The organism is Oceaniglobus sp. K40-3, assembly GCF_055808395.1.
The window spans coordinates 286265-300684 of the sequence record NZ_CM147868.1; the positions used below are offsets into that span (position 1 = coordinate 286265).

Here is a 14420-nt window from a genome sequence, read left to right on the forward strand (position 1 = left end):
GCGCCGTTGAGGGCGCCCCGGCAACAACGGGAATTTCCAATGAGCAAGAAAACAGAGTTGAGATCGCAAAAGTGGTTCAACAACCCGGAAAACCCGGAGATGACCGCGCTTTATCTTGAGCGATACCTGAACTATGGCCTGACCCGCCAAGAATTGCAGGGCGGCAAGCCGATCATCGGCATTGCCCAGACCGGCAGCGATCTTTCGCCCTGCAACCGCCACCATATCGAACTGTCCAAACGGGTGCGTGACGGGGTGATTGCGGCAGGCGGCACCGTGATCGAAATTCCGGTGCATCCGATTCAGGAAACCGGCAAGCGGCCCACCGCATCGCTGGATCGCAACCTTGCCTATCTGTCGCTTGTTGAAACGCTGTTTGGCTATCCGATCGACGGCGTGGTGCTGAACATCGGCTGTGACAAAACCACTCCGGCCCTGCTGATGGCAGCCGCGACGGTGAACATCCCCGCCATCGCCCTGTCTGTCGGGCCAATGCTGAATGGCTGGTTCAACGGCGAACGCACGGGCAGCGGCACCATCGTGTGGAAAGCCCGCGAACTTCTGGCCGAGGGCAAGATCGACGATGACGGTTTCATGGAGCTTGTCGCGTCGTCTGCGCCATCCGTGGGCTATTGCAACACCATGGGCACCGCCACCACGATGAATTCTCTGGCCGAAGCGTTGGGCATGCAACTGCCCGGTTCGGCGGCCATCCCCGCACCATACCGCGAACGTGGGCAGATCAGCTATGAAACCGGCAAGCGCATCGTCGATATGGTGCACGAAGATCTGAAACCCTCGGACGTGATGACCCGCGAAGCCTTTGAAAACGCCGTGGTTATCAACAGCGCCATCGGCGGCAGCACCAACGCCCCGATCCACCTGAACGGTGTTGCACGCCATATTGGTGTGGCGCTGAACAACGACGATTGGCAAACGCTGGGGCACAAAGTGCCGCTTTTGGTGAACCTGCAACCGGCGGGCAAATATCTGGGCGAGGATTACCACCGCGCCGGTGGTGTGCCTGCCGTTGTGGGTGAATTGCTGAAAGCCGGGTTGTTGCCGCACCCCGACGCGATGACCGTGAACGGCAAGACAATGCGCGAGAACTGCGAGGGCGTTCTGACCGCCAACCCCGATGTCATCATGTCGGTTGAAAACCCGATGCTGGGCGAGGCCGGTTTTGTGAACCTCAAGGGCAATCTGTTCGACAGCGCAATCATGAAAACCAGCGTGATTTCACCCGAATTCCGCAAGCGGTATCTGAGCAACCCCGATGATCCCGACGCCTTTGAAGGCCGGGCCATCGTGTTTGACGGGCCAGAGGATTTCCATCACCGGATCGACGATGAATCGCTGAACATCGACGAAAACTGCATTCTGATCATGCGCGGCGCCGGTCCCATCGGGTATCCGGGGGCGGCCGAGGTGGTGAACATGCGCCCGCCCGCGTATCTGTTGAAGAAAGACATCCACGCCCTGCCCTGCATCGGTGACGGGCGGCAATCGGGCACCTCTGGTTCGCCCTCGATCCTCAACGCTTCACCCGAGGCGGCGGCGGGGGGGCCTCGCGCTGGTTGCGACGGGTGACATGCTGCGCATTGACCTGCGCAAATGCACCGCTGATATGCTGGTGGATGCCGCCGAGCTGGAAAAACGCCGCGCCGCCCTGCCGGAACACCCCTTCGCCCCCGAAAGCCAGTCGCCGTGGCAGGAAATTTTCCGCGAACGTGTTGAACCACTTTCCGAAGGCATGACCCTGCGTGGGGCCGACAAATACCGCGACATTGCCCACAAGGGCCTGCCGCGCGATAACCACTGATATCACTCAAAGGAGACATTGAATGAAACTTTGCCGCTACGGAGAACCCGGCCAGGAACGCCCCGGCCTGATCGACCACAATGGCGATCTGCGCGATCTGTCCGCCGAGGTCGACGACATTTCAGGCACAACCCTTGCGCCTGAAACCCTCGACAGCCTGTCCAAGCTGGACGTGATGCAACTGCCCAAGGTCGAAGGCAACCCGCGCCTTGGCCCTTGCGTGGGCAAGATCGGCAAATTCATGTGCATCGGCCTGAACTATTCCGATCACGCCGCCGAATCCGGCCTTGCCGTGCCGGATCATCCCGTGCTGTTCATGAAGGCCACCAGCGCCGTGGTTGGCCCCAACGATGATGTCTATATCCCCCGCGGATCAACCCAGACCGATTGGGAAGTCGAACTGGGTGTCGTCATTGGCAGCAAGGCAAAATATGTCAGCGAAGAAGACGCCCTGAACCATGTCGCCGGGTATTGCGTGATCGACGACGTATCCGAGCGTTACTTTCAGACCCAGCTTTCGGGCAACTGGACCAAGGGAAAATCCAGCGACACCTTTGGCCCCACCGGCCCCTGGCTGGTCACCCGTGACGAAGTGGGCGATGTGCAGAATCTGGACATGTGGCTGGATGTGAACGGCGAGCGGCGCCAGACCGGCAACAGCAACACCATGATCTTTACCGTCGCACAGATCATCTCGCATCTGTCGCAACTGATGACGCTGCACCCGGGCGATGTGATTTCCACCGGGACACCTCCGGGTGTGGGCATGGGGATGAAACCCAACCCTGTGTACCTCAAGGAAGGCGACGTTATCCGCCTTGGCATCGAAAAGCTGGGCGAGCAGCAACAGCACGTCAAGCAGGACGCATGACAGCACCGGGTCTTTTGGTGATGGGCGGCGCAAGCGATCGGATGCTCGATCGCTTCGCCGCCGAATTTACCGTGCATCGGTTTCGGGACATCGACGATCTGCCGGTGTTCCTGACCGGGCATGGCCCCTCGATCATCGCCGTGGCCACCAATGGCCACGACGGTGTTCCCCCGGCGATCATGGATGGCTGTCCGAACCTGAAGGTGGCCGCAAGTTATGGCGTGGGATACGATGGCATCGACACCGATGCCTGTGCCACGCGCGGAATCAAGGTAACCCATACCCCCGATGTGCTGAACGACGATGTGGCAAACACGGGGCTGTTGCTGCTGTTGGCCACCTCACGGGATATGGTGTTCAACGATGCCTATGTGCGCGCCGGACGCTGGGAAACAGAAGGCAACACGCCCCTGACCCGCAGCCCCGAACGCAAGGTGATGGGCATTGTCGGTCTGGGCCGGATCGGCCAGCGGATCGCGCAAAAGCTGGCCGCCTTTGATGCCACGGTCGTCTATCATTCCCGCAGTCGCAAGGACGTCGATTACCGGTATTACGACAGCCTGACCGACATGGCCCGGGATGTGGATTACCTGATCGTCATCACCCCCGGTGGCGCCGGAACCGACAAACTGATCAATCGCGAGGTGATCGAGGCACTTGGCCCGCAAGGCACCCTGATCAACCTTGCCCGTGGCACCGTCGTGGACGAACCCGAGATGATCGCCGCCTTGCAGGACGGGCGACTGGGCTGGGCCGGGCTGGATGTGTTCGAGGCCGAACCCCATGTGCCCGGCACCCTGCGCGCGTTGCCAAACGTCACCCTTTTGCCCCATGTGGCCAGCGCCACGGTGGAAACACGGCAGGCAATGGGCGATCTGGTTTGTGACAACCTCAGCCAGTTTTTGAAAGACGGCACTGTGCTGACATCGGTGCCGGAAACCGCGCATATTTAGCGTTAACCCATTGGCCTTGATATGATAAATTCCACGTGCCGCCCGTTTCCCGGCTGACAACACTCGGGGTCTCTCCCTTATATTGTCTCTGCTCCTCCCCAATCCTGCCTGATTTCACTGTCATCTCTAAGGTCAGCGCGGTGAGTTTTGAGGATTTAAGATGGACAGATTGACCGAAATGGAGGCCTTTGCCACGGTTGTGGATCAGGGCGGATTCACCGACGCGGCCAAGAAAATGGGCATCTCGAAATCGGCGGTGAGCAAACATGTCTCATCCCTTGAGGCGCGTCTGGGTGCCCGGCTGTTGAACCGCACCACCCGCCGAGTCAGCCCGACCGAAATCGGTCTGGCCTATTACGACCGCGCGCGCCGGGTGCTGAACGACGCAGGCGAGGCGGATTCGCTGGTCACATCCATGCAATCGGCGCCATCGGGGTTGTTACGCATTTCGGTGGCGACGGATTTCGGCGTGAACCATCTTTCGCCCATTCTGGGTGAATTCCTGAGCGAATTCCCCGAAATCACCGTGAACATGGTGCTGAACAACCGATATGTCGAATTGATTTCCGAAGGCTTTGACATGGCCGTACGCATTGGCGAGCTGGAAGACAGCACCCTGCGCGCCCGCAAGCTGACCGAAACCACAAAACGGATGATCGGCGCGCCCAGCTATTTTCAACAATACGGGCGCCCGTTGAAAATCGACGATCTGAACGAACACAAGTTGTTGCATTATTCCAGCCAATCCAACGGCGCTGTCTGGAAACTGACCGCGCCTTCGGGCGAGAAACGTCAGGTGCGCACCGCCGGCTGGCTTTCGGTGAATGACGGTCAAAGCTTGCTGAACGCCGCGATTTCCGGCCTTGGCATCGCCTATCTGCCCAGTTTTCTCTATGCGGATGCCTTGGACAACGGATTGGTACAAGAGGCGATTCCCGAACTGCCCCTGGAAACCCAGGGCATTTACGCGGTGTATCCACCGGGGCGGTTCACCCAGCCCAAGGTGCGGGCGTTCATTGATTTTCTGGTCCATGCCTTTGCCGACAAAGGCCCTGACACCTGGTGACCTGATCCAAAGGCGGCGCGCAAGCGCGCCAAGACAAGCCCCCACCCCCGGCATTCGCCGGGCGCGGGGCCCGCTGGCGCCCGGTTCAATCGGTCAGAACAACCTCGACCCGGCGATTTGCCAATCTGCCGTCATCCGTCGCATTGCTGGCCCGTGGCGCCAGATAGCCAACCCCTTCGGCGCTGAGCTGTTTGCGGTCCACATTGAAGGTCTGGATCAGCACATCGCGCACCGCAGCCGCCCGACGCCGCGACAGGACAATGTTGCCGTCCAGCGATCCTTCGGTATCGGTATGCCCCACCAGCGCGATCTTTTGCTGCGGATTATCGGCCAGATATTCGGCCAGTGTGCGCAGGGATGGAAATTCATTTTCCTCAAGATCCGATGAGCCCGTCTTGAACAACAGATCATCCAGCGGCGCGCGCCCGGTTTCGGCCAGCGTTGCCAACAGCGAACCGGACACCGCAGAGGTCGCAAAACCGGCGGATTTGGTCGAAGTGACCACCCCTGTCCGCAGGTTGCCCGGCGCACCCACCCGGGTCAGTTGCACAAACCCGGCATCCGGCGCGCGGCTGACCATCAGGGCAACACTGACGCCTGCGTCATTCTCGGCCAGAAGATACCGGTAATCCCCCAGATCGACATGCATTGCCGGTTCGTTCATGACATTGGCGGCAAAGCGGAAATCAAATCCGCCACAGACCCGATCGCGGCATTCGTACACCACGTGAAATCCGTCACTCTCAAGCTGTTGGCGCAAGGGAGTGAGCATTTGACCGGTGGTCATCCGCCCCGACGCCAGACGCCACGCCCGGCGCGCCACCTGGCCGTCAGCCGTGCGCATGGCCACCTTTGCGCCATCGAACGGCCCCATGGGCAGCCGCGCCTCATCCCCATCTGTCACCTGATCCGCCGTCACCGTTGCGGGCGCCGGGAAATTCAGCGTCAGGGCCGGGGCGGTCATGGGCCACACACCAAGGGCCAGAGCAGTGAGAGTGCGTGTTGTCATCTGTATGAAGCGTTATACTCGGCGTTTGGTTTCATATCTGTTGCCGAAGCAACCCGGTTGGTCATGTTGAAAAACCCGGCGACCGATCCGATATCCCAGATGTCACGATCGCTGAACCCCACCGCGCGCAGGGCCTCACGATCATTTTCACCAACAATGTGGCAGGATTCTGTCAGCTTTGCGGCAAATTCAAGCATGGCCCTCTGCCGTGCATCCAGTGGTGCCACCCGCCAGTTCAGCACGATCTGATCGCCAAACAGCGGATCACCCGACAATTGCCGCACCGCTGCACCATGGGCGACAAGGCAATAATAGCACCGGTTTTCGGCAGATACCGCCACCGCGATCATTTCACGCTCAAGCTTGCTCAGGTTGGACGCACCCAGCATCAAATCGTTATACATCGCCGTGAATGCATCGAGTTTGGCGATGTCAAAGGCATAGGCGCGCAGCACGTTGGGCACCATGCCCAGTTTTTCCTGACAGATATCGAAATATTTCTGCGTCTGTTCTGGCAGCGGATCGACCATGGGAAGATCGAGAGCCGTCGGCGCGTCCTTGTCCATTATCCTAATCCTTGATGCGATAGTGATACTTAGCGCAGATTGGCATCCCGAGGGAAGAGTAGAGGGCATTTGCGCCCTCATTGGCCTGTGTCACCGCCAATGCCACATGGTGCGCGCCTTGCCCCGCAGCCCAGTTCACCGCAGCCTGCATCATGTGGCGCGCGGTGCCAAGACGGCGAAAACCGCCCCTGACTTCAAGGGCATGAACCATGGCCACCCCATCCGATACGGCCACAAACCCGGTGCCGGCCGGTTTGTCGCGACTGCGCCCGAACACGGCGGTTTTCGCCACGTTCACCCGTTCCATCACCGCCACACGGTCGGGGCCAATGCCGCCCTCGGCCCAGATATCGCGCATGATTTGCAGGGGCTCCCAGATGGTAAAGGCCGACAACGGCGGTGGCGGCGGCCCCAAAAGCGATTCGATGGGGCAGGCCCGGATCACCGTTGCATCACAAATGCGATAGCCGCGCTGCGCCAGCACCGCGTCCAGCGGATCGCCCTCATCGCGCAGGGTAAACAGGCGCGGTTGCCCGAGGGCAAGCATCGCATGTTCGGCGGCGTCGATATCCGCCATATCCACCGGCCCCGTGGCAATGGTCGCCGACACCCGTTTGCCCCCGCCCCGGCCTTCGCGGATCTGGAAGGGGGCAAGGCAATCGTCCGGGCGGCAGGCCATGTTGCCTCAAGCGCCGCAAACAGGGCCGCGGGTGTCATTCCGGCGCGCCGGGAAACAGGGCCGAAAGCTGCGCCATGGCGGCGTTGATCCGGGCACCGTCACTGCCCCGGATCACGATGTTCGATCCATAGGCGCCGTTGCGCTGAAACGGATAAGACCCGATAGAGAGGTCGGGAAAGCCCGCCGCCAATTCGCCAAGCGGCCCGGCAATATCCCCCTCGCCCCGGTCAATCCGCAGGGTTTGCGACAGCACCGGCGCGCCCCCGTTCAATGTGGGCAGAACGCTGGCGACCATGGCCTGAAACACATTCGGCACCCCGGCCATCACATGGACATTGCCAATGGTGAACCCCGGCGCGATGGACACCGGATTGTCAATCAGCGTGGCAGAATCGGGAATACGGGCCATGCGCAGGCGGGCGGTGTTCAGCTCGGACCCCTGCCTGTCGTAATGGGCCTGAAGCAGGGCGCGGGCATCGTCGCGCACATCAATGTGGTCGTCAAAAGCGGCGGCGATACAATCGGCGGTGATATCATCATGGGTGGGGCCGATCCCCCCGAGGTGAACACATGATCGGCACTGGCGCGCAGGCCATTCACCGCCGCGATGATCGCGTCGCGGTCATCGGACACGATCCGCACTTCGCGCAGATCGATGCCGTGCTTTGTCAGCTCGCCCGCCAGATGGTGCATGTTGGCGTCGCGCGTGCGCCCCGACAGAATTTCATCGCCAATGACCAGCATCGCAGCCGTCGGATTTGCCATCTCGGGACTCCTCATAGGTTTCGCCCCATGATTACCCCCGGCGCGCGCTTAGACCAGAAGCACCGGCGCGAAAATCACGCGGGCTGTTACGCCCCTGCGCGGTCTGCTACGCCCTGCCCTATGGAATTTGCCACCCCCTGATCCCCGGTCACCTTGTGCGCCGCTGGAACCGGTTTCTGTGCGAGGTCACGCTGGACACCGGCGAAACCGTGCGCGCCCACTGCCCCAATCCCGGCGCCATGCTGGGGTTGAAAGACCCGGGGTTGCGCGTCTGGCTGGAACCGAACGACGACCCAAAGCGCAAGCTGCGCTATGGCTGGCGGCTGGCGGAATTCGACAACGGCCACTGGGCGGGGATCGACACCGCCGTGCCGAACCGCGTGGTGGGCGAGGCCCTGCGCGCCCGCGCTGTTCCCACATTGGCCGCCTATGGCACCGTGCGCCCCGAGGTGAAATACGGCACCAACAGCCGGGTTGATTTTCTGCTGAGCGAACCGGGCCTGCCCGACGCCTATGTCGAGGTAAAGAATGTGCATCTGTTGCGCCGTGGCACATTGGCCGAATTCCCCGATTGCGTGACGACGCGGGGCGCCAAACACCTGCATGAACTGGCGCTGATGGTTGCCGCCGGGCACCGGGCGGTGATGCTGTATCTGGTGCAGCGCACCGATTGCACCGCCCTTGCCATGGCCGGCGATCTTGACCCCGCCTATGCCGCAGGGGTGGCCGCCGCCCAGGGTGCCGGGGTGGAAATGCTGTGTTTTGACACTGCCATTGATGTGACGGGCGTGCGGTTCAACCGCGCGCTGCCGATCCACCTGCCATAAGTGGCGGTATTTGACGACCTGCGGGGCTGGAACATCCGGGCCATGCCGCTTATTATTACCCCGACCCTGCCCGAAACCACCCATGAGGCCCAGAGTGGACGAAACCAACCGTGGCCGCCTGACCAAAGACGGCATCCGCATTTACGAAACCCGTGATTTCGCCGGAATGCACACCGCCGGGGCGCTGGCGGCAAAGCTTCTTGATGATATCGCCGCCCATGTGACTGTGGGGCAGACCACTGGTGAACTTGACCGCCTGATCACCCATTGGGTGGACGAGGCAGGCGCCACATCGGCCACCATCGGATACAAGGGATACAAACACGCCAGTTGTATTTCAGTGAACCATGTGGTGTGCCACGGGATTCCGGGCAACCCTATCCCAATGTGGCGAAACGAAACCGCCAGTCAGGACTATGAAAAATCACGCCCGGACGACAAGCTGAAAGACGGCGATATACTAAATATTGACGTAACCGTAATTGTTGATGGCTGGTACGGCGACACCAGCCGTATGTATGTCGCAGGAAAGCTCAAACCCTACGCTAAGAACCTAATCCAAGTCACTCACGATTCCCTGATGAAAGGAATCGAGGCGGTAAAACCCGGCAACACCTTTGGCGACATTGGCCATGCCATTCAGACCTATGCCGAAAGTCAGCGCATGTCGGTGGTGCGCGATTTTTGCGGCCATGGGTTGGGGCGGGTGTTTCACGCCCTGCCCAATGTAGTGCACTATGCAGATTTTCGTCTCAATGCCGACGGTCGTAAAGTCAATAGATACGGTATCGAACGCCATGATAAAACATCGGAGCTGGAAGAAGGGATGTTCTTTACCATCGAACCGATGATTAATCTCAAACGTCCGGAAACCAAGGTTCTGGCCGACGACTGGACAGCGGTGACACGGGACAAATCCCTGTCGGCGCAGTTTGAACATTCGATCGGCGTCACGGCGGATGGGTGCGAGATTTTCACCCTCTCCCCCGGCGGCAAGTTCCACCCGACCTATTAGGCCCGCGTCAGATCGGTCAGGTGGCGGTGAGTGGCGTCAGGGTCCAGCGGTTCGGCCACCACCCCGCCGAACCGGCCCTCTTGCACAAGAACCCGTTGGTTGCGGATCAAACAGGCCACCGCAACAGCCGCGTGCCTGACACCATCCACATGATGCCAGACCAACCCACCTGACACCGATCCATTGGCAAACCACAACGCCCGCCCCGTGCCATCCGTCGCCGTTGCAACACAGGTTGCACAAAAGGCACGGGGATGGCGCGGATTGACCGGGCGCGCGGCCCCGCAGCCGGGGCAGGCCGCCGCAGGATCACCCAAGAGACAGACCCAGCGCCCCGGCCACCCCAGCCATGTTGCGCACCGGCGTGGCCCCGACCGCCGCCAACCTGTCGGCATCGGTGGTTTCGGCATATCCGATGGTGCGCATGCCCGCCCGCACCCCGGCGGTGCAGCCTGCGGGGCTGTCATCGACCACGACGCAGGCCTCGGGCGGCACCCCGAAATCGGCAGCAGCGCGCAGAAACATCCCCGGATCAGGCTTGGCCACGCCAAGGGTATGAGCCGAATAAAGCCGCCCCTTTAACCGCTGAAACAACCCCGAAGGGCCAAGGGTGATGCCCATCTTGGTTTCGCTGCCATTGCTGCCCACGCAATAGGGCACACCCGCCCCGTCCAGCGCATCCAGCACCGCGACGACGCCATCAATCAGCGGCACACCCTGACGCAGGCGATCATGGATTTCACCGTAAATCTCGCGCAGCCAATCGTCGGGCAGGGTCGCGCCACGCGCCCGTGCCTCATCTGCGGCACCCTGCATGGTGCCCCCCACGAACAGGTTGTCCGCCTCGTCATAGCTCATCTCAAGGCCATAACGCGAGAAACTGGCCAGCATCAGGCGGGTTGTCACCGGCTCACTATCGACCAGCACGCCGTCACAGTCGAAAATCACAAGGCGGGGCAATTCAGGGGGCATATCAACGCTTTCCAAGGATGGTAATCAATGTCTGGCCATAGCGCCGCTGATCCAACTGTTCCAGCCCCGGTGGCGGCACCGGCGCGGCGTCGTCCTCCCACACGATCAACGCATCGTCGCCGATCCAGCCCCCGGCCAGCGCACCCATCAGCGCCCGCGCCCCCAGATCAGTGCCATAGGGCGGGTCAAGCAGGATCAGGGTGAACGGATCATCCGCACAGGGGCCAAGACGGCGCACATCGCGCCGGATCACCGTGGTGTCCGCTTCGGCCCTGCACTTGGCAATATTGGCGCCGATCAGCGCCAGGGCCTTGCGCCCCTGTTCCACGAAACTCACATGATCCGCGCCGCGCGACAGGGCCTCAAGCCCCAAGGCGCCGGTTCCGGCAAACAGATCAAGCACCCGCGCGCCCGCCACCGGATTGCCATATCCCCCGTTCAGCAACAGGTTGAACAGGCTTTCGCGCACCCGGTCCGTGGTGGGGCGCAGATGCGCGCCCGGATCGCCCGCCCCGACCGAGGCAAGCGTGGTGCCGCGCATCCTGCCGCCGATGATCCTCACGCGCGCAACAGCGCCTTCATATCGGTGTCGGGGTCAGCGATCTGTTCGGGGCTGGGCGATTTTCCGGCCTCGATCAACCGCTTGCCGATCATGTAATTGCGCGAATCGTTCATCGCGTCCACGGCCAGCAATGTATCGCCCGCGTAATACCAATGACTGCACGCCCCATCGGCGCCGGGGCGCACCACAACCCGGTCATACCCGGTGTTCAGCCCGGCAATCTGCAATTTCACATTATATTGATCCGACCAGAACCACGGCATCGGGTCATAATCACGCCCGGCGCCCAGCATGTTGTCGGCCACCAGTTCGGCCTGATCAATGGCGTTCTGCACCGATTCAAGGCGGATCATCTGCCCCTTGCGCGGGAAGGTCGCGCAATCGCCCGCGGCCCAGATCGCCGGGTCGGATGTGCGGCCCTGACCATCCACGACGATGCCATTGTCGACGGCCACACCTGCCGCCTCGGCCAGTGCCGCGTCGGGGGCGATGCCAACACCGACGATGACGAAATCCACCGCGATTTCACTGCCGTCGGTGAACAATGCGCCGCTAACCTGATCCTCGCCCAACAACCGCTCAAGCCCCAGCCCTTCGCGGATTTTCACCCCCCGCGCGCTGTGCAGATCGCGGAAGTAATCCGAGGTTTCGGGCGCGGCCACCCGTTGCAGGATACGCGGCGCCATTTCCACCAGCGTCACATCAACGCCCAACTTGGCCGCGACCGCCGCGGCCTCAAGCCCGATGTACCCGCCCCCGACGATCAACGCCCGCTTGCCCGGGGCAAAAGCCGGCTGCATCTGATCCACGTCGCGCAGATGGCGCACCTCATGCACATTCTTCAGCGTGCCACCAATGGCAGCGGGCAAACGGCGCGGCACCGACCCCGTGGTCAGGGCAAGCTGATCATAGGGCAACACACCATCGGCCAGCGTCACCGTTTTGGCCGCGCGGTCAATCGCCACCACGGGGGAATCCAGCCGCAGGGTGATGTTCTTGTCGGCATAAAAACTTTCCGGGCGCAGATACAGGCGCGCCTCTTCCATCTCGCCCAGAAGATAGGCCTTGGACAGGGGCGGGCGTTGATAGGGGGGCACCGTTTCGCCGCAAATCAGGGTGATTGCGCCCTCAAACCCACCGGCCCGCAACCGCGCAACCAGAGAGGAACCGGCCTGACCGCCGCCAATTACCACAATTTGTTCCATGGAACCCCTCTGCTGTGCTGGCCACTTTATTGCGTGCAACCTATATCTTGGGGCAGCGATCATGCAATCCAACCAAGGAACAAAACCAATGGCAATCAACACGGGCGATACTCTGCCCTCCGCGACATTGCTTCGCATGGGGGCCGAAGGCCCCGAAGGCGTCGATCTGACTGCGCTGACCAAAGGGCGCAAGGTTGTGATCTTTGCGGTCCCCGGCGCGTTTACCGGCGTCTGCACCACGGCCCATGTTCCCAGCTTCATGCGCACCAAGGATGCCCTGGGCGCAAAAGGCGTCGAGGAAGTGATCTGCGTTGCGGTCAACGATCCCTTCGTGATGCAGGCATGGGGTGAATCCACAGGCGCCACTGCCGCCGGAATCACCATGCTCGGCGATTCGGGCAGCGAGTTCACCAAGGCCATCGGTATGGATTTCGACGCCCCGCCCGCCGGTCTGATTTCCCGTTCCGCACGCTATGCCATGCTGGTCGAGGATGGCGTGGTCAAGGTGCTGCACAAGGAAGAAAACCCCGGCGTCTGCGAAGCGTCAGGCGGCGAAGCCATGGTTGCCGCCATCTGACCCTTGGCCCCGCCCGCCACCGGGCGGGGCAATCCGTTAACCGGCCAGCTTGTCCATCCGCCTGGCCATTTTCACGTCAAGGTCGCTCAGACCGTCGGCATCATGGGTGGTCAGCACCACCACAACCCGATTGTAAACGTTCGACCATTCCGGGTGATGGTTCAGCTTTTCCGCATGAATCGCGGCGCGGGTCATGAAACCGAATGCCTCGATGAAATTCGCGAATTTGAACGTCTTTTCAATGGCATCGCGCCCCTTGACCATGGCCCAGCCATCGCCAAGCAAAGGCGTCAGATGTTGCGCGCGCGCGGCTTCGCTCAGTTTTTCGCTCATTCGCTTTCTCCCCTGATCTTGCGGAACGGGCCATACCCCGTCAGCACTTCGATTTCCTCGTCCACAGCGGCCCGTTCGGCGGTCAGGTATTCCTCGACCGCGCCGGCAAAGCCCGGGTCCGCGATCCAGTGCAGGGAATGGGTGGGCGTGGGAAGATACCCGCGCGCCAGTTTGTGTTCGCCCTGCGCGCCCGCCTCGACCCGCACCATGCCATTGGCGATGGCGTAATCAATGGCCTGATAATAGCACAGTTCGAAATGCAGGCAGGGGTGATCCTCGGTGCAGCCCCAATAGCGGCCATAAAGAACGTCGCGCCCGATGACATTCATCGCTCCGGCCACGGGCCGGTCGCTTTTCATGGCCAGCACCAACAGAATGTCATCGCGCAACTTTTCCTGAACAATATCAAAAAACGCCCGGGTCAGATAGGGCGTGCCCCATTTGCGCGCGCCGGTATCCTGATAGAATTCCCAGAAAGCATCCCAATGATGCGGCTCGATTTGATCGCCACTCAGTTGCACGATGTCACCGCCAAACCCTTGCGCCACTGTCCGTTCCTTGCGGATATTCTTGCGCTTGCGGCTGGAAAGCTGGGTCAGAAAATCGGTGAAATCGCCGTAGCCCCGATTGTGCCAGTGAAATTGTTGGCCGGTGCGCGCCAGTAGCCCCATCTGTTGCCCTGCGTCGGCCTCGGCCTCGGTGCAAAACGTCACATGCAGGGAAGACAGTTGATTTTCAACGCCCAGCTGCACCGCCCCTTGCACCAGCGCGGCGGTGCCGGTTTCAAAGTGGCCCGGGCGGGTCAAAAGCCGCCGCCCGGTGGCGGGGGTAAACGGCACCGCAATCTGAAGTTTCGGATAATACCGCCCCCCGGCCCGTTCAAACGCATGCGCCCAGTTGTGATCGAAAATATATTCGCCCTGACTGTGGCCCTTGGCATAAAGCGGCGCGCAGGCAATCACCCGGTCCGCCGCTTTTGCCACCAGATAGCGGGGCTGCCAGCCGGTGCCGGGGCCGACGCTGCCGCTGTCTTCCAGGGCTGACAGGAACGCATGGGTGGTAAACGGATCAATGGCGCGCCCGCCGTCCGCCACCTCGGGGCAGGCGCAGGCATCCCAATCCTCCGCCGCGATCTGCGACAGGGACGACAATACATTGATTTCAATCTGGGTTTCGCTCATGCCTGTCCGCCTTCTCT

The 14420-nt window shown here is 61.4% G+C and carries 16 protein-coding genes and 2 pseudogenes; 7 read left to right on the forward strand and 11 right to left on the reverse strand.

The features are described 5' to 3' along the window. The first annotated feature begins 39 nt into the window (after positions 1-39). The 4 genes and pseudogenes from AC0L7P_RS01515 (at position 40) to AC0L7P_RS01530 (ending at position 4712) form a co-directional block, all read left to right on the forward strand. Positions 40-1822, forward strand: a pseudogene (locus AC0L7P_RS01515) (IlvD/Edd family dehydratase). A gap of 22 nt (positions 1823-1844) precedes the next feature. Then, on the forward strand, positions 1845-2693 hold the full coding sequence (locus AC0L7P_RS01520) for a fumarylacetoacetate hydrolase family protein (RefSeq protein WP_473434180.1): 849 nt from the start codon (positions 1845-1847) through the stop codon (positions 2691-2693). After that, positions 2690-3646: a 2-hydroxyacid dehydrogenase gene (locus AC0L7P_RS01525; protein ID WP_473434181.1), complete on the forward strand. Its 957-nt coding sequence runs from the start codon at positions 2690-2692 to the stop codon at positions 3644-3646. The genes AC0L7P_RS01520 and AC0L7P_RS01525 overlap by 4 nt, the downstream gene beginning before the upstream one ends. 160 nt (positions 3647-3806) lie before the next feature. Further along, positions 3807-4712 carry a LysR family transcriptional regulator gene (locus AC0L7P_RS01530; RefSeq protein ID WP_473434182.1) on the forward strand — a complete coding sequence of 302 codons (906 nt, stop codon included), beginning with the start codon at positions 3807-3809 and terminating at the stop codon, positions 4710-4712. An 85-nt stretch (positions 4713-4797) separates the two neighbouring features. On the opposite strand, the gene AC0L7P_RS01535 is transcribed toward AC0L7P_RS01530, so the two are convergent. The 5 genes and pseudogenes from AC0L7P_RS01535 to AC0L7P_RS01555 form a co-directional block, all read right to left on the reverse strand. Further along, complete coding sequence (locus AC0L7P_RS01535) at positions 4798-5721, reverse strand: OmpA family protein (protein WP_473434183.1); 924 nt, start codon at positions 5719-5721, stop codon at positions 4798-4800. Beyond that, positions 5718-6287, reverse strand: a complete 570-nt coding sequence (locus AC0L7P_RS01540; protein WP_473434184.1) for a peroxidase-related enzyme — start codon at positions 6285-6287, stop codon at positions 5718-5720. The genes AC0L7P_RS01535 and AC0L7P_RS01540 overlap by 4 nt, the downstream gene beginning before the upstream one ends. Positions 6288-6291: 4 nt before the next feature. After that, the gene (locus AC0L7P_RS01545) at positions 6292-6966 is read right to left on the reverse strand and encodes a GNAT family N-acetyltransferase (RefSeq protein WP_473434185.1); all 675 of its coding nucleotides are present in this window, start codon (positions 6964-6966) and stop codon (positions 6292-6294) included. 34 nt (positions 6967-7000) lie between these two features. Then, positions 7001-7291: a hypothetical protein gene (locus AC0L7P_RS01550; RefSeq protein WP_473435518.1), complete on the reverse strand. Its 291-nt coding sequence runs from the start codon at positions 7289-7291 to the stop codon at positions 7001-7003. Positions 7292-7294: 3 nt separating this feature from the next. Then, positions 7295-7746: pseudogene (locus AC0L7P_RS01555) on the reverse strand (competence/damage-inducible protein A); the annotation flags it as partial. Between the two features lie 110 nt (positions 7747-7856). Here AC0L7P_RS01555 and sfsA point away from each other — a divergent pair. Then, positions 7857-8558, forward strand: coding sequence for a DNA/RNA nuclease SfsA (gene sfsA / locus AC0L7P_RS01560; protein ID WP_473435519.1), 702 nt, complete (start codon positions 7857-7859; stop codon positions 8556-8558). 82 nt (positions 8559-8640) lie between these two features. After that, positions 8641-9573: a type I methionyl aminopeptidase gene (map, locus tag AC0L7P_RS01565; protein ID WP_473434186.1), complete on the forward strand. Its 933-nt coding sequence runs from the start codon at positions 8641-8643 to the stop codon at positions 9571-9573. Here map and AC0L7P_RS01570 read toward each other — a convergent pair. The 4 genes from AC0L7P_RS01570 to AC0L7P_RS01585 are packed head-to-tail and all read right to left on the reverse strand — an operon-like array spanning position 9570 to position 12312. Beyond that, on the reverse strand, positions 9570-9890 hold the full coding sequence (locus AC0L7P_RS01570) for a hypothetical protein (RefSeq protein ID WP_473434187.1): 321 nt from the start codon (positions 9888-9890) through the stop codon (positions 9570-9572). The genes map and AC0L7P_RS01570 overlap by 4 nt on opposite strands. Next, positions 9883-10560 (reverse strand): HAD family hydrolase, encoded by a 678-nt coding sequence (locus tag AC0L7P_RS01575; protein WP_473434188.1) that lies wholly within the window; start codon positions 10558-10560, stop codon positions 9883-9885. Before AC0L7P_RS01575 ends, AC0L7P_RS01570 begins: the two co-directional genes overlap by 8 nt. After that, positions 10547-11107: a 16S rRNA (guanine(966)-N(2))-methyltransferase RsmD gene (gene rsmD / locus AC0L7P_RS01580; RefSeq protein WP_473434189.1), complete on the reverse strand. Its 561-nt coding sequence runs from the start codon at positions 11105-11107 to the stop codon at positions 10547-10549. The genes AC0L7P_RS01575 and rsmD overlap by 14 nt, the downstream gene beginning before the upstream one ends. Next, the gene (locus AC0L7P_RS01585) at positions 11104-12312 is read right to left on the reverse strand and encodes an NAD(P)/FAD-dependent oxidoreductase (RefSeq protein WP_473434190.1); all 1209 of its coding nucleotides are present in this window, start codon (positions 12310-12312) and stop codon (positions 11104-11106) included. The genes rsmD and AC0L7P_RS01585 overlap by 4 nt, the downstream gene beginning before the upstream one ends. Positions 12313-12400: 88 nt before the next feature. On the opposite strand from AC0L7P_RS01585, the gene AC0L7P_RS01590 reads away from it, so the two are divergent. After that, positions 12401-12889 carry a redoxin family protein gene (locus tag AC0L7P_RS01590; protein ID WP_473434191.1) on the forward strand — a complete coding sequence of 163 codons (489 nt, stop codon included), beginning with the start codon at positions 12401-12403 and terminating at the stop codon, positions 12887-12889. A gap of 36 nt (positions 12890-12925) precedes the next feature. Here the strand turns inward: AC0L7P_RS01590 and AC0L7P_RS01595 are convergent, their stop codons facing one another. Then, positions 12926-13222 carry a 4a-hydroxytetrahydrobiopterin dehydratase gene (locus tag AC0L7P_RS01595; RefSeq protein WP_473434192.1) on the reverse strand — a complete coding sequence of 99 codons (297 nt, stop codon included), beginning with the start codon at positions 13220-13222 and terminating at the stop codon, positions 12926-12928. Next, positions 13219-14403, reverse strand: coding sequence for a GNAT family N-acetyltransferase (locus AC0L7P_RS01600; RefSeq protein ID WP_473434193.1), 1185 nt, complete (start codon positions 14401-14403; stop codon positions 13219-13221). Before AC0L7P_RS01600 ends, AC0L7P_RS01595 begins: the two co-directional genes overlap by 4 nt. Positions 14404-14420 lie beyond the last annotated feature (17 nt).

Bases quoted from the DNA above. Each gene is read 5' to 3' on its own strand.
- AC0L7P_RS01520 (WP_473434180.1), top strand. From the start codon at position 1,845: ATGAAACTTTGCCGCTACGGAGAACCCGGCCAGGAACGCCCCGGCCTG.
- AC0L7P_RS01525 (WP_473434181.1), top strand. From the start codon at position 2,690: ATGACAGCACCGGGTCTTTTGGTGATGGGCGGCGCAAGCGATCGGATG.
- AC0L7P_RS01530 (WP_473434182.1), top strand. From the start codon at position 3,807: ATGGACAGATTGACCGAAATGGAGGCCTTTGCCACGGTTGTGGATCAG.
- AC0L7P_RS01535 (WP_473434183.1), bottom strand. From the start codon at position 5,721: ATGACAACACGCACTCTCACTGCTCTGGCCCTTGGTGTGTGGCCCATG.
- AC0L7P_RS01540 (WP_473434184.1), bottom strand. From the start codon at position 6,287: ATGGACAAGGACGCGCCGACGGCTCTCGATCTTCCCATGGTCGATCCG.
- AC0L7P_RS01545 (WP_473434185.1), bottom strand. From the start codon at position 6,966: ATGGCCTGCCGCCCGGACGATTGCCTTGCCCCCTTCCAGATCCGCGAA.
- AC0L7P_RS01550 (WP_473435518.1), bottom strand. From the start codon at position 7,291: ATGGCCGGGGTGCCGAATGTGTTTCAGGCCATGGTCGCCAGCGTTCTG.
- map (WP_473434186.1), top strand. From the start codon at position 8,641: ATGAGGCCCAGAGTGGACGAAACCAACCGTGGCCGCCTGACCAAAGAC.
- AC0L7P_RS01585 (WP_473434190.1), bottom strand. From the start codon at position 12,312: ATGGAACAAATTGTGGTAATTGGCGGCGGTCAGGCCGGTTCCTCTCTG.
- AC0L7P_RS01590 (WP_473434191.1), top strand. From the start codon at position 12,401: ATGGCAATCAACACGGGCGATACTCTGCCCTCCGCGACATTGCTTCGC.
- AC0L7P_RS01595 (WP_473434192.1), bottom strand. From the start codon at position 13,222: ATGAGCGAAAAACTGAGCGAAGCCGCGCGCGCGCAACATCTGACGCCT.
- AC0L7P_RS01600 (WP_473434193.1), bottom strand. From the start codon at position 14,403: ATGAGCGAAACCCAGATTGAAATCAATGTATTGTCGTCCCTGTCGCAG.